This window comes from Bifidobacterium sp. UMB1197 (genome assembly GCF_030217745.1).
Classification (GTDB): domain Bacteria; phylum Actinomycetota; class Actinomycetes; order Actinomycetales; family Bifidobacteriaceae; genus Bifidobacterium; species Bifidobacterium vaginale_B.
Genome location: NZ_JASOOL010000013.1, coordinates 1 through 14,402, shown reverse-complemented (window position 1 = coordinate 14,402; position 14,402 = coordinate 1). Strand labels below are relative to the sequence as shown.

The window sequence follows — 14,402 nt, the reverse complement described above, 5'->3', positions numbered from 1 at the left end:
AACCCAACAAACCTATACGAGAGTAGGGCTCAGCACAGTTAAGAGTAGTTAAGAGTAGTTAAGAGTAAAACACCGCAGTAAAACACCCATTTCTCTCACAGTCCAGAAAAAGGTGTATATCAAGAGGCATATATCATTCAGAGTATGAAAGACATTCATAACATGAAAGAAAAAAAAAAGAGAAGGAAATGAACGCTGCGGCACGGATTCGCACAACTCTTATTATTGCAGTTTTATCGCTTAATGCTTTTCTTTTAACAAGCTGCAGATTTGGCGTAAGCCTATATCTTTTAATACATGTCGACTTATCTCACGCAGCTCTTAACGCAGTGTCTGTAGCACTTATGACCTGCATAGCAGCACCGCTTGGCGGCATTATTGCAGATAAATATCCACCAACTAGATTGTTTATAGCACTAACGTTCTGCTTTGCCTTGTTGTGTACTGGATACGGTTTCGCTTTAGTAGCACAGCATAATCTTATTGCTATTACGGTTACACTACTCGGCATAATATTCGGGTTCTTTACTGCATTTTCTTCGCCTAATCAAAAAGTATTAATGGCATATAGCGCACCAACTGGCGAAAAAACCAAATTTTTAGCAAGCATGCGTATGTGGATTAATCTCAGCAGGCTTGCTGCACCTGCGATTACTGGCATATTTGTTGATATATGCAATCCGCTCATTTTCTTTACGAGCATTGCTATTGTGATGATACTAGCGGCGCTACCTCTACTGTTAGTTAATCTAAACCAGCAAGCACAAAATAGTGCAAACAATACGAAGACAGGAAGCAATAAAACTGCTGGTTTTGCAGCTTCTCTACAGTATATGAAATCTACACCATGGTTAATAGTCTTAGGAGTAGTATCAGCATTACAATCAGGCTCATGGCTTGCTGCATTCAGACTAATGGGAGCGCACCATTGTCTCACGCTTTTTCATTCGGCATCCACGTGGGGGTCAATAGTCAGCATATTTAACATTGGCATGATTGTAGGTTCAGTATTATGCAAATATATTGTGCTGCATTATGAGATTTTATACTCTATTTTATTGCCTGGGTTCCTTTCTATTCCTTTACTTATTTTCGCACTTAATAATTGGATTGCTCTTTTTCTTTGCTCTGCTTTCATTGCAGGTATTATTTTTGACGCCACTATTGTCTATGGGCAAACAGCTCTTCTCGACGGCATACCAACACACATTCTCGGCGCGACTACTACTTTTACTTCTATTATGGAGCAATGCGGCATTATCGTGGGGTATGCAAGCGTACTAGCATGGGGAAATCTAAATTCATCATTATTCATAATGATTGCAGCTGGCGTAATACTTGTTTCAACAGGTATAGCCTTATGGATTATTCAAACTCGTAAGCAAACATACCCATCAATGCTTACCAAAGATTATTGGACACCATCAACATGGGTAAAAAGAAGCATATAACAATCCATTTAGTGCGACAGCGCAATGAAGCATAAAGCACACATGGCAACTTCTTCACTCAGCTATCGCCCTGCCTCAACCATATTGCATTAAGTTACTAAGCTTTAAGCGAACTTATTCGCTGCGGAGTAACCCCCGTAAGCTCTCAGCGACTACCTTTATAAGATTCCATTTGTAAAGGTTTTCCTAGACAAGATATTCCTTATACAAATTCAAGTATTATTATTACTTAAATAATGCTTTTATAAAGGAGCAGTATGGCAGCAAAGCATATTACTGTTGGCATTGTTGATGATGATTGTTTTTGTCTACACGGCCTAAAAACATATATTGAACAGGTTGTTCCATCCTGCAGTATTTGCTGGTTATCCGCGTACGCCGATCAAGCAATTCAGTTTTGTCAAAATCAATGCCCAGACGTGCTGCTAATTGACATGTATATGTCTGGGGTTTCGGGAATTAAAATATTATACGAATTGCGAAGAAGATACTCACTCCCAATAATAATTGCTATAACTTCATTCCCTATCAACGATTATGCTTTAAAAGCATCAACAGCAGGCGCACAAGGCATTGTTGGAAAGAACCACCCAGAAACTATTTGCGCCATGCTTAGCAGTATTGCCCATGGCACATTCAAGCCGCAAATAATAGGTAATCTTCATTTTGACGACACGATGACAGCATTTCAACGTTTGCAAAATAAGCCAAAAAAGGGACGCCTTGCTTTAACGGATCATGAGACTGAAATTGTAAAGTTGTGCAGTAAAGGCATGACCAATGCGCAAATCGCTAAACGTTTATTTGTTGAAACTTGTACTGTGGAAACTATCCTTCGTCGCGTGTTCAAAAAGTTGAATGTGACGAATCGTTCACAACTTATTACCACATGGCTGCATGATGAATATTTAGGAAATGATACACAATGATTATTTTCTTAATGCGTCGTTTGCGAGAAAAGATTATCGACAATAAAACATTTTTGCTATTGGGATGTTTGTCAAGCGCAATGGATGCATATATTTACTCAAATAGCGACAATAGCACAATACAACTTGTTATAGTTTACATGATTCTTGCTGCTATGAATCTGTTCCTTTGCTTGCTCCCGCATTTTATGAGCATGTGCTATATTTTTGTGCACCTCAGCATTCTTGTTATTCCTAGTCTGAATCTTCCACCAGTAACTTTCGGGCTCATCATATCATTTGTTTTTATTTCATATTTATATCCGATTCAATTTACACTACCTTTATTCTTAGCAATAGATGCATTACACTACGTTGCATACCGATACCTATCAACTTTGTCTTTCAAGTATCTTATTGCTTACCTTTTAATAAATATATTTTGCGTTTGCACTGGTATTATTTTGCGTATTTATCACCAAAAAATGGTTCTTTATGAAAAAGACAAGCAAACAATTAATAATCTTAATTTGGCTGTGCGAATGCACGATAAATTAACTAATAAGATTGCGGATATTGCACTACAAAGTAAAATAGCATTACTTGACAAGTCTATTTCTAAAAAGCAACGAGAAGCTATTGAAGAAATAAATGATTTGGCAGATCAGGCTTTTGAAGAAGGTCATAATATTATCGACATTCTACGTGGAAATACTGCTAAGCATGATGCTCGAAGCGAGTTCATTCAGCGCATTGAAGATACGCTACAAATGAACGACTCAATCAATGAATCATGTGGATTAAAAGGAAGATCCATATGCAATATATCTAGTAACGATATTCCTGAAGACATTAGAGATGAAATCATCTGTGAAGTTATTGAATTAATCGAAGAGCTATATTTGAACATGCAAAAATATGCTTCTTTAGTTTATTACATCAGAATTTCGATACGTAAAAAACAAATTGTTATAAAACAGTTCAATGTTCGATTTTTGGGCAAGAAAAGTAAAGATGCGATTCGCGCAGTATCTCAAAAAGGGCTTCTGCTTCATCGCGATACCCTAAAGCATTTAGGCGGTTCACTTTATTTTCGAGCCTTTGGCAAGTATTGGGAATGTAATGCAGTTATCCCTTTAAAAAATGAACATAACCGTATAAATAGTATACTTTACTGATTCAGTTTAAAAGATTAATGAATCTTGAGTAGTTTTAGTTAGTAATTATTTGTAAAGGTTTTCATATACAAGATATTGTTTACCTTTTAGCGCGCCATTAATTTATAAATTGTAAAGGTTTTATATACGCAATTATTTTCTTGTATTAGAAGGAGAAGAATATGAGTAATTTAGAAGATACAAAAGCACAAATTCCGTCCGTATTTTGGACAATAGCCAATGGCGTATTTCTTGCTAGCGGAATTGCGCTGATTGTAATGCGTAATGATTATCTATGGGGAGTGCCTCAAATTATCGCTGGATTATTTGGTCTTGCAACCATGTTTCTCATTAAAAAACCGTGGTGCGCGCAACTATATTTTATCGTATCCTCACTAGCTGTAATAGCAAATGGGCTTATGGAAATATTCGGCATAATCCACGGATCTGGATACGGTTATGTTCCGCTGATTATTGGTATAATTGTGCTTCTATTTATAGGCCTTGATAAGGATGAAAGTTCAAAAGCTCTTGGAATTGCCAAGAATAAATAAAAGCATTAGACTGCGATTTTAACTTAAAAACATATCGCAATTTTCAAAGGCCAAGCTGTAGCCACGCATCCTACGGCTTGGCCTTTATTATTTATCTGTTAATGATTTGTTTTGCATAGAGTTTATACGTTACTGAGCGAGTTACTTGCGCATAGACGCAACCACATTGTGATTAAATCACTAAGCTTTAAGCGAGCTTATTCGCTGCGGAGTAACCCCCGTAATCTCTGCAACATCACGAACCGTCAATCCCTGATTCCTTAGTATGCGAACTGTTTCACGCATAAGCATAGACGCTTCTTCTTGAGTTTTTATAGCTGCAGATTTTGCATCTAGCATGCGCTGAAGCATAAGCTCATCTTGCTCACTAAGTTTCGGAGTTACTTTCACGCCATTGACTTTAACATTTAACGTTGCAGCAGCGTCTTTTACCATTGCTGCAACCTGATCAAGCCTACGTACTTGAGTAAATAATCCAGGTATTTCTGGCACTTCTATAGCCCACCAGCCATCGCATCTGCGAGCTATAGCTGTCACCATTTGCAAACAAGTTGTTGCATTATCATGCTCAGTAGCACTCATTACTCCTATCATGCTTGCAGATTCCTTTCAAAATATCTAATAATGCTTCTAGCAGTAAGTTCATTGATTTCATTATGCCTCGGAACAGTAGTAGCAAATTCGCCAATGCAAACTTTGCTGTGATTACCGCCTTCAGACCAAGTTATTTGTTTATTAGTACTTCTTGCAAGCTGATTGAGTCTTTTCTCCAACTCTTTTCGCTTCACACATATAAGTATATGCCTATTTATCAATTAAGTAAATAGGCGTTGCATACAAAATAATCACAACAAAGCCATACAAATGCAATTACATCACAGGACAATTAGTTTGCACATCCTGTTGGAATCCTGACGGATCTCCTAGTTTTGCTTTACGCATGTGCTCTTTGAAAAAGTTTCGCGTTGCATCATCACAACGGTCTGGACCCATAAACGGCATGCTAGGCACTTTTTCGAGCTCATGCAAAGCTTTACTTGCCGCTTGTTCATCACTAGCATACGTGTCTAACCATTGCCGCTCCCAAGCACACTGATAATAATTAGATGCTTGCGTATCACCATATCCACTCTGGAACTGGCCGTCTTTTTCTTCTCCAACCAAGTTTGCAGGAGCTTTATATTTTTCAGGCCAGCTAAGCTTTGCAACGGACTCCTGATATTCCTTCTCTATATGAGCAAAATCAACAGTCTCTCTAGACGAACTATTTTGCGATCGCGCACCATCCACACCACTCACATTATTGTTGCCTATTCCTCCACACGCATTAAGCATAAGAAGCGCACTAAGCACACCAACAATAAGAGTTGCTTTACCAATAGTATGATTATTCATTATTCCTTCTTTCTTATTTTTTGAAAATTAACGCAATGCTAATGCTGGCTGTAAACGCGATGCTTTTATTGCCGGCACCACACTTCCAGCAAGCGCTGTAATAAAAGCCGCAATAACAGCTCCAATAGCAGCTTCATATGGGTAAACTGGCGGACTAACTGGGCTTGCTGCATCCCAAAAACTTGATGCTATAGACACAAGACCAAAAGAAACAGCAACAGCAGCAATCGAAACTATTAGTGCTAAAATAATCGCACTGCCTAACACGAGTGAAGCAATCGACCATTTAGTAGCACCCAAAGCTCTGCGTATAAGCAGTTCATGCGTGCGCTGCTCCAACGATGCTAAACCAATATTGATTAAACCTAGCGCGGAAACAAAAAGCAATAATACGGCTACGATAGCAAAACTTAATTGCAATACTATTATCACATTCTCGTAATCATCACTATTATCATGTCTTCTAATTTCGTTTACTTGTCCACCACAACAGTCGTAAAGAGCATCTGAAACATAAGATTTAATTGATTTTTGAGGACGATTTTCTTTATTCAACCAGTAGATTGAGCCTTGAGCTTCTTTTCCAGAATATTCCCAAAGAGTTGGAGCGTAACGTAATAATCCTAGAATATTCACGTATACTTTTGCTGAGTCTACGCCATCGTTCACAACTCCAACAATCCTTATAGGACTCATTTGTGTTGTTTTGCGAGAAGTAATAAATGCTACTTCACCAATCTTGTATCTTTTGCTAGCAGATTGGTTTACTACCATTTCTAATGCGTTGCTTTTAGCGCTATTACTAAACCATCTTCCACTTACAATAGGTAAGTTATAAACTTTGTTGTATCCTGCCGTAGTGTAAACAGCGTCAACATATTGAAGATTGCTGGTCTTATATTCTTTGCTTATTTTTACACTCTTAGAGGCTGGCATAGAAGCGCTAAACAGTAGTCCAGTGTTTGGTTGTAGCATAACGTTAGCATTACGGTTTGCGGATTCAATGCGATTTAAGAATTTGTTAAATACTGAATATTCGTCAAAATTTTGTGCTGAAAAAGTAATCTCGTATGTTGGTCTACGACCGTTTAGCTGTTCGTTAGTTGCAATAAGATAGTCCTTACCAACCGTGCCGATAAGCACTGACGCAATAACGGCAATGATACCTATAAACATTGAAAAACCTGTGAGGAAGGATCTCATAGGAGACAGGCGCAAATCTTTAAGCAGCATAATCATAAAGAACACCGCCTTCCATGGTAAAAATGTGAGAGCAAGAACGGGCTACTTTCATATCATGAGTGACTAATAGTAAAGTTGTTCCAGATTCTTGAACACGATCATGCAACACTTGAAGCACTTTTTCTCCCGTACTACTATCGAGCGCACCAGTTGGCTCATCGCAAATAAGTAATTCGGGATTAGTAACGAGAGCACGCGCTATCGCGACTCTCTGCTGTTCACCGCCTGATAGCCTTCCAGGGTATTCGTCTAGTTTATCTTGCAATCCAACATCACATAATGCTTCTTCTATAGTTTTTCTTCTTGTCTGCTTGCTTTGTTGTAGTCCTGCATATAAAAGCGGCAACTCAACATTTTCTCTAATACTTAAATGCTTAATGAGAGAATAGTTTTGAAAAACAAAACCAATATTTCGAGCGCGCATATGCGATACTGTATTATCACTACACTTTTGGATTGACTTGCCAGAATAATAGTATTTTCCAGTAAAATTTTTATTCAAAAATCCAATAATAGAAATAAGACTCGTTTTGCCAGATCCAGACCTGCCAACTACCGCGTATGTTTCACCTTGATTAAGTAACATAGAAGCAGAGTTAACAGTGGTAAGCCATTCGCCATTGCCTAGTTTTACACGCGCTGACACGTCTTGTAGTTCAACCAGCGGAACAGGATTGTTTTCCATAATCATTGCACTCCTGGAATGAGATCAGGAGAAACACCTGCTACGACATCACCCTCATGCAAACCAGACGTAATTTCAATATTAGCGCCGTCACTGATTCCAAGACCAACTTCTTTACGCTCCCAATTATCGCCTTTTTTGTATGAGACTAAGCCTTTTTGGACTCTTCCAGCAACCGCACTAACGGGCAGCGCTAGAACTGATTGTTTATGCTTGCCATTAAAAACAAGCGTCGCATTTTGGCCTGATTCTACTTCTGCGCTTTTATCTATTAAACACGTTAAAACTTTTGACGATACACTAGGTGCACTTTGCGCGCTCGACTCATCTGTTTGAGTCGAATCAGCATTATCATTCTTGCTACTACCCGAGGCTGCAATATCGGTAGAAGTTCCACCGCTTTGTACTATTTGCAAACAATTGGTTGGTCCAACACCGTCTTCAACTTGGAAGCGACCTTTAACATCTGTAATATCCGCAGAACGAAGTAAAGCTTTTGCATTAAGGCTTATTGAAAAACCTTCATATTTAAGAGTGAATAGTGGGAAAGATTTAGGCACGTCCGCAGATGATTCAGCTACTGACACAACTTTAGCGTCTACGGGAGCAATAATTTTGTTACCAGCATTGTAGCCTAGAACACTTCCAGCTTTTACAGCACTTCCTGCTTTTACCGATGGAGAAAAATTCCCTCTACTTACAGCAGTTATAACAAAGGTAGACGATTGTTCTATTGCTGCTTTACCCGACACAACTTGTGTTAAAGGCTGTTTTTTGACTGAAACAAGTGGAACTGAATCGTGTTGTGCCTGCTGCTGACTATTATCAACTGCTCTACCAGAGCATGCAGTAAGCAAACACACTGGCATAACAGCAAGCAAGAGTACTTTCGTAAACTTACTCATAACACAAATCTCCTTACTCGCCAAACTCGTAGACACATAGTATGCGTCGGAACAAGCCTCTCAAACTGATCCAAAATAAATAAAGTGCTTGATAATGCTACGATTAACGCTTTTATGATTGACACTTTATTGAGGATTTCAGCTTTTGCTTAATAGCCTATAATCGCCGTAAAGAGTTTGCATCACACTAAATGATGATTTTATTTATGATTCTTGGAGCTTGCGTAATACCAGAGAATGATTTGTTCTGCATAGAGTTTATATGTTGCCGAGTGATTGACTTGCTCAGAGGTCTAATATCACTCTATTAAATCACCGCTTAAGACTGTCTTCGTTAAGCAAAAAATCGAATAGATCCATGGTGACTACCCCACGATTATCTCTTGCAGCATGCAATCCATTTTTCGTAACTACTATCTTTTTAAAAGAATTATCAATATAGTAAAGCGAGCGCTTTTCTTGCAATGATTTTTCTTCCGTCGTCATAGCGAGCGCAGATTGTATATAATATTTTTCGCTTCCCAAAGTAGCGATAAAATCTATTTCCAAAGATTTTTGCGCATAAATATCATGGTTATTTCTATCTTTTCGACCAGTATTTTCGGCAATATTCATTTCGCCAATATCCACGTTATATCCGCGATACCTTAATTCGTTGTATATAACATTTTCCATAATATGCGACTCTTCAATTTGCCTAAAATTAAGCAAAGCGTTGCGCACTCCAATATCTTCAAAGTAAATCTTGAACAAGGAATCAATGTATTTTTTGCCCTTAATATTATACTTTTGAGCTTTGCTTACAAGAAAAGCATCACTGTAGTAGTCTATAAAACGACTAACAGTTTCTGAAGTAATTTCTCCATATCCATGGCTAATAAACGTGTTAGAAAGTTTCCTTGGGTTAACAGGAGCACCTATTGACGAAGCTATTACTTGCAACGTTTCAGAAAGAGCCTGCTCTTTTCGCACGCCGTTTCGCTGAACTACATCTTTCAAATAAGTTTCTTTAACAAGATTTTCAAGGTATTTTATTTGTTCCTCAACATTTTGCATTCTAGCTACAAGCGGTATTCCGCCAGTAACAATGTAATCTGCCCAAGATTCTGAAATCGTTTTGCTAGAACTTTCCATGTATTCGGCAAAAGTAAGAGGTTGAACGTGAACTTCTGTGCTCCTCCCCTTAAATTCAGTAACAATGTCCGATGAAAGAAAACGGGAGTTAGATCCAGTAACATATATGTCTAAATTTGCGTGCCTTAAGTAACTGTTAAGTGTACCAACAAAATTATCAAGCAATTGCACTTCGTCGAGGAAAATGTAAAACTTGTCACTATCATTTATTTGCGATGCAATGTAGCGACGGAACACTTTAGCATTGATAACGTAGCCAAGTTTTTTATCTGCGATTTTTACTGGTTCGCCATTTGCGAATAGCTCAAGACGATCAATATCTTCATCTGCATCAAAGGCAAACCGAATAATATTATTCTGCAAAACACCTTGAGAAATAAGAGAATTATAGAACAGCTCATTAAGAATGAAGGATTTCCCCGCGCGGCGCACACCAGTAATAATTTTAACCAGACCATTCCAACTAAGCTGGTTCAGTTTCTTTATGTACCTTTGACGATTGAAAATCATTCACATTCCTTTTCTTTCCACTTCTATCTTCAATTTAGCAAAGTACTTTGGGTTTTGCAAGATAGAATTAGCGAAAATAGGATATATTTGGCAATTCTATCTGACATTTTCCAAAGTACTTTGGGTTTTGCAAGATAGACGATAGAAAGATAGGAAAATAGAAAAATCAACAATAAGAGACATGCATATTACAAAAATGCGCTGACGCTTTGACTCGTCTTCAAATCTTCTAGATTTTGTTAATAAAGACGAAGTCAATGCATCAGCGTTATCAAGTTATCAAGCTATCAAACTATCAAACCATTTACCTCAATGCTCTATGAGCTTGATTAAAGAATTCATACTCGTAAATGCATGAAGTCATATATGCTTGAGCAGCAAGAATTCTAGCCTTTGGGCCAGCTTCTTCAAAAGCTCTCTCAACAAATTTAACTGCCATTCTTACTCCTGACTCAAAATCATGAGAAGAATACATTGAAATCCAATCATTATACGGGTTTTCAGGAGTATTATTTTTGACTAAAATTTGCCCCACTTCTTCATAAAGCCAATAGCACGGCAATAGAGACGCAGCTCCAATCACGTAGTCTTCGGCCATTGTAGAAGCAAGTAAGTGATTTACGTAAGCTAATGTTACTGGCGAGCAAGGCGCATCAATACTTATATTTCTACTTCCAAGCCAATCTCTATGCAACTGCGATTCTGCTTCTATACACATAGCTGCGCCTGTAGCCCAATGCACTCTAGCTTCATTATCTGGTGTTTTAGCTCCAACAGCAGCTAGCGCGCGCGAATAACGCTTCAAGTATTCGGAATCTTGACTTATGTAGAAAGCGAACAAGTCAGAATCAAGAGTTCCATTACCTAAAGCCTTAATAAATGGCATTTTCATAATGTTGTTATCAACATCTGCACTAGCATCCCATAACGCTTGAGTCCAAGGACCACAAGGCTCCACATTTGGTTTTCTAGCCTTGCTATGAGCCTTTACGACTACGCTTTGCGCAGTTAACCCGTCTAAGCCACTAGTTTGCATATGCTCCCAAGGCGTTGACGAAGAATCTAATTCCAAACGATAATTACGAGCAGCATGATTAACAGGCCCATGACCTTTGCCAACATGCAAATCTTTACCGCAAGCAATAGCCTCGTTAAGCCATCTTGACGACCATGCTAAAGCATCCGCTACTGTACTGTAATCGCTCAGCTTCTTTCCTTCTCGCAACGCTAATCCTATGCGCGTAGCGAGCGAAGAAGATAGCGAGCAGCCAGTACCATGCGTTGTTGTTGTATCAACTCGAGGGCAAGGAACGTGCATTTTGTGGCCATCTGGGAACACAACAGTATTACCAGCATCTTCGCTTGTTAAGTGTCCGCCTTTAACAATAACAATAGTATTGTTTTTTGCACTCCACTCGCTTGCTTGAGCATAAGCTTCTTCAAAATTAGATGCAGGCTGTTTATCGCATAATACTGCGAGCTCAGGTATGTTTGGCGTAATAACATCTGCAAGAGGCGCAAACTCGCGCATTGCATCTTCTGCAGACTTTTCAAGCAACCTATCTCCCGAAGTTGCTACCATCACTGGGTCTAGCACAACAACAGGAACAGGATGATTCTTAAGCCAATTTTGAACTAGACTAATATATGATTTATCTCCAAGCATGCCGATTTTTACAGCATCAATAGTTACGTCATCAAATACTGCTTCTAGTTGCGCTTGCAAAAACTCGGTTGGAGGAGTGTAAACTTCGCGCACACCGCAAGTGTTTTGAGCAACCAAATTAGTTGTTACACACATTGCGAATCCATGAGATGCTGTTATTGATTTTAGATCAGCTTGAATTCCAGCTCCGCCTGTTGGATCAGTTCCAGCAATACTTAGTACGCGTGGAATAATCGGATCTTCTAAAGATGGCAAAGAAGATGGCCTTAGGTTTGAATCATATAATTTAGAAATTGATTGCAAAGGTGCTTGAGCTTGCGAAAATTGATTATTCATTATTTTTATTCCTTCGTAATAGCATCGCGTAATTTGTTTGCTTCTTCGCAAGGATTTTGCGCAAGCATTAGAGCAGATACTATGCATAAACCATCTATTGAAGTGTTTTTAATAGGGAACACGGTATTTTCATTAACGCCGCCAATTCCGAGCGTGCTAATGCCGAGTTCTTTAGCGCGTTTAGCAATCTTTTCTACTCCTTCAACACCTAAAGCAGGAGCAGCATCTGGCTTAGTGGCAGTAGGCCAAATCGGACCTATTCCAATAACATCTGGCAATGCTACATTTTCTTTAGCACATTCGTTATAAACGTAATCTAACTGTTCTAACTTTTCTATAGAGAGTCCAACCATCCACTCTGCAGGAATAGACTTACGCGCTTCAATATAAGGCGTATCTGTTTGACCAACATGCAAGTTGAGTCCTAAGCTTTTAGCGCAATCTATACGATCATCAACAAAAATCGGCACGTCTCCGCAACCATTAGCAAGCATTTTGTCTCGCAAGCTTTGAGCTTTATTGTTAAAAGTTTCGCTATCTGCGTACTTATCGCGCAACTGGACTACACTTGCTCCGCCTTTAACGCAATCAACTGCAATATCTTCTTCGGCTCGATCGCTCATCTTTGGGTCTGTTATAAAGTATAAAGACCAATCAACAGGGTCGAGTTCAAATTCAATATTCGCTAGTTCCAGCATCTCGTCTGCGCTCAAATCCATAAGCGCGTCCATCCATAATGTTCTAAATGACCCTGGCGATGTTGAACGTTGTGCTGCCCAAGTTCCTGCTGCAGCAGCGTGTACGTGAGCGGCAACCGTTGCTGCAAAAGGTCGATTTCGATTAGCTCCAACGTATGCTGCCACCAATGCGCCAAGAGAGCAGCCCGTGCCGACTACTTTCGTCATTATTTCGTGGCCGCCAGAAACTCGTGCAGAGCATCCGTGCCCATAAATAGCGTCTTTTTCGCCAGAAATAGCCACTACCGAGCCATATAGTTTAACTAGCTTCTTGGCTGCTGCAACTGCCGAATCAACCGAGTCTCCAGCGTCTACGCCCTTACCGCCGCTTTCTTCTCCAGCTAAACCTAAGATTTCGGAAGCGTTTGCACGAATTACAGCAGGATGACTTTTAACAATTTCGCGCGCGTATTGCGTGCGTGGAGCTAAACCACCAACTGCAACTGGGTCAAGAACCCATGGAGTGTGTGCTTTTACAGCTCCGCGAATCGCAGCATCCATAGATTCTTTGTCGACTGGCCTGTATGTTCCAATGTTTACTAATACACCAGATGCGATTTGAGCAAAGACTTCAGCTTCTTCTGCATCTACGACCATTGCTGGCGATGCTCCAGCAGCTAGCAGAACGTTTGCTGTTATTTCTTGAACAACATTATTCGTTACACAATGTGTTAACGGATTTTTTGCGCGCAAAGTTTCGATGCATTCACGTACATCTTGCATGAATTGCTTGCAGCGAGCATTAGTTGAGAATTCACTATTTTTAGAGCACGACACAGTAGTCACGATTTTCCCTTCGCTAGTACTAACTAGATCAGGTTCAACGGGTATAATCTCAGCGCTTTAGCGCACCCCGAACCTATATTTGACTATATATGTTCGTTATGACGTTATTTATGCGCGTTAACAGCAACGCAAACTGCGACTAGCCCTCTAAAATATCCGCATTAAGGCAAGTCTTAAAATGACGAAGCGCCCACTCGTGACCTTGCGGATCAAAGCTTGCGACTGCATCTTTGTGAACCACAATCTTGAATCCAAGGTTATACGCGTCAACAGCAGTGTGGAGCACGCAAATATCCGTGCAAACTCCCACCAAGTGCAATTCCTCAATATGGCGCTCACGCAGCTTAATCAGTAAATCTGTGCCATTAAACGACGAGTAGCGCGTCTTATGAATGTAATACACGTTGCTTTTATCTTTATTCGCTTCATAAAAATCGCCAAGCGTGCCATACAGTTTCTGGCCGTGTGTTCCAGCAATATTGTGAGGTGGGAAAAGCTTAGTTTCTGGGTGATACGGATCGTTTAGATGATGCGTATCAATTGCAAAGACCACAAACTCGCCATCATCTAGGAACTGCTGCGATATCTCGGTAATGCGCTTCTCGAGCTTTTGTGCAGGCTCTCCTACTGTAAGCGAGCCATCGCTTGCCACGAAATCATTCGTGTAATCAATATTAATAAGAGCCTTTTTCATACATACTTCCGTTTAATCAGTTTAATTGTATTAAAGCTACACTTATACACTACTCTTTACGCTAACAAGAACGTTAACAAGATTCTTTACGCTAACAAGTTTTGCTACAATCGCACTATAGTAAGCGCGTGAATCACGCGCGAATTGTTTTCTTGTGTTTGTTTATTTTTGCCCGTGTTTGTTTACCAAAACCCCAAAAAAGGGAACAAACACGGGCACAATAACCTAATCATGAATAACAA

At 39.5% G+C, this 14,402-nt stretch carries 14 protein-coding genes and 1 riboswitch; of the genes, 4 read left to right on the top strand and 10 right to left on the bottom strand.

Annotation, left to right across the window (positions count from 1 at the left end):
• The first annotated feature begins 188 nt into the window (after positions 1-188).
• From QP420_RS06275 to QP420_RS06260, 4 genes are all read left to right on the top strand, one after another.
• Positions 189-1,451, top strand: coding sequence for an MFS transporter (locus tag QP420_RS06275; RefSeq protein WP_481616876.1), 1,263 nt, complete (start codon positions 189-191; stop codon positions 1,449-1,451).
• Positions 1,452-1,708: 257 nt separating this feature from the next.
• Entirely contained in the window at positions 1,709-2,380 is a 672-nt protein-coding gene (locus tag QP420_RS06270) for a response regulator (protein WP_415689707.1), read from the top strand.
• Entirely contained in the window at positions 2,377-3,537 is a 1,161-nt protein-coding gene (locus QP420_RS06265; protein ID WP_481616875.1) for a histidine kinase, read from the top strand. Before QP420_RS06270 ends, QP420_RS06265 begins: the two co-directional genes overlap by 4 nt.
• Positions 3,538-3,698: 161 nt before the next feature.
• Positions 3,699-4,070, top strand: a complete 372-nt coding sequence (locus QP420_RS06260; RefSeq protein WP_004112863.1) for a hypothetical protein — start codon at positions 3,699-3,701, stop codon at positions 4,068-4,070.
• A 180-nt stretch (positions 4,071-4,250) separates the two neighbouring features.
• Here the strand turns inward: QP420_RS06260 and QP420_RS06255 are convergent, their stop codons facing one another.
• The 10 genes from QP420_RS06255 to QP420_RS06210 form a co-directional block, all read right to left on the bottom strand.
• Positions 4,251-4,652 (bottom strand): type II toxin-antitoxin system HicB family antitoxin, encoded by a 402-nt coding sequence (locus QP420_RS06255; protein ID WP_481616874.1) that lies wholly within the window; start codon positions 4,650-4,652, stop codon positions 4,251-4,253.
• A gap of 8 nt (positions 4,653-4,660) precedes the next feature.
• Positions 4,661-4,843, bottom strand: a complete 183-nt coding sequence (locus QP420_RS06250; protein ID WP_481616873.1) for a hypothetical protein — start codon at positions 4,841-4,843, stop codon at positions 4,661-4,663.
• A gap of 97 nt (positions 4,844-4,940) precedes the next feature.
• Complete coding sequence (locus tag QP420_RS06245) at positions 4,941-5,465, bottom strand: hypothetical protein (protein ID WP_415689713.1); 525 nt, start codon at positions 5,463-5,465, stop codon at positions 4,941-4,943.
• Between the two features lie 27 nt (positions 5,466-5,492).
• Positions 5,493-6,704, bottom strand: a complete 1,212-nt coding sequence (locus QP420_RS06240) for an ABC transporter permease (RefSeq protein ID WP_481616872.1) — start codon at positions 6,702-6,704, stop codon at positions 5,493-5,495.
• Complete coding sequence (locus QP420_RS06235; protein WP_481616871.1) at positions 6,688-7,398, bottom strand: ABC transporter ATP-binding protein; 711 nt, start codon at positions 7,396-7,398, stop codon at positions 6,688-6,690. Before QP420_RS06235 ends, QP420_RS06240 begins: the two co-directional genes overlap by 17 nt.
• On the bottom strand, positions 7,395-8,297 hold the full coding sequence (locus QP420_RS06230; RefSeq protein ID WP_481616870.1) for an efflux RND transporter periplasmic adaptor subunit: 903 nt from the start codon (positions 8,295-8,297) through the stop codon (positions 7,395-7,397). The genes QP420_RS06235 and QP420_RS06230 overlap by 4 nt, the downstream gene beginning before the upstream one ends.
• 312 nt (positions 8,298-8,609) lie before the next feature.
• Entirely contained in the window at positions 8,610-9,941 is a 1,332-nt protein-coding gene (locus tag QP420_RS06225) for an ATP-binding protein (RefSeq protein WP_481616869.1), read from the bottom strand.
• A 304-nt stretch (positions 9,942-10,245) separates the two neighbouring features.
• Positions 10,246-11,943, bottom strand: a complete 1,698-nt coding sequence (locus QP420_RS06220) for a bifunctional hydroxymethylpyrimidine kinase/phosphomethylpyrimidine kinase (RefSeq protein WP_481616868.1) — start codon at positions 11,941-11,943, stop codon at positions 10,246-10,248.
• Between the two features lie 5 nt (positions 11,944-11,948).
• Positions 11,949-13,466 carry a hydroxyethylthiazole kinase gene (thiM, locus tag QP420_RS06215; protein WP_481616867.1) on the bottom strand — a complete coding sequence of 506 codons (1,518 nt, stop codon included), beginning with the start codon at positions 13,464-13,466 and terminating at the stop codon, positions 11,949-11,951.
• A riboswitch (TPP riboswitch) is annotated at positions 13,454-13,546 on the bottom strand. It overlaps the preceding gene by 13 nt.
• A gap of 59 nt (positions 13,547-13,605) precedes the next feature.
• Positions 13,606-14,160, bottom strand: coding sequence for a cysteine hydrolase family protein (locus QP420_RS06210; protein WP_481616866.1), 555 nt, complete (start codon positions 14,158-14,160; stop codon positions 13,606-13,608).
• Positions 14,161-14,402 lie beyond the last annotated feature (242 nt).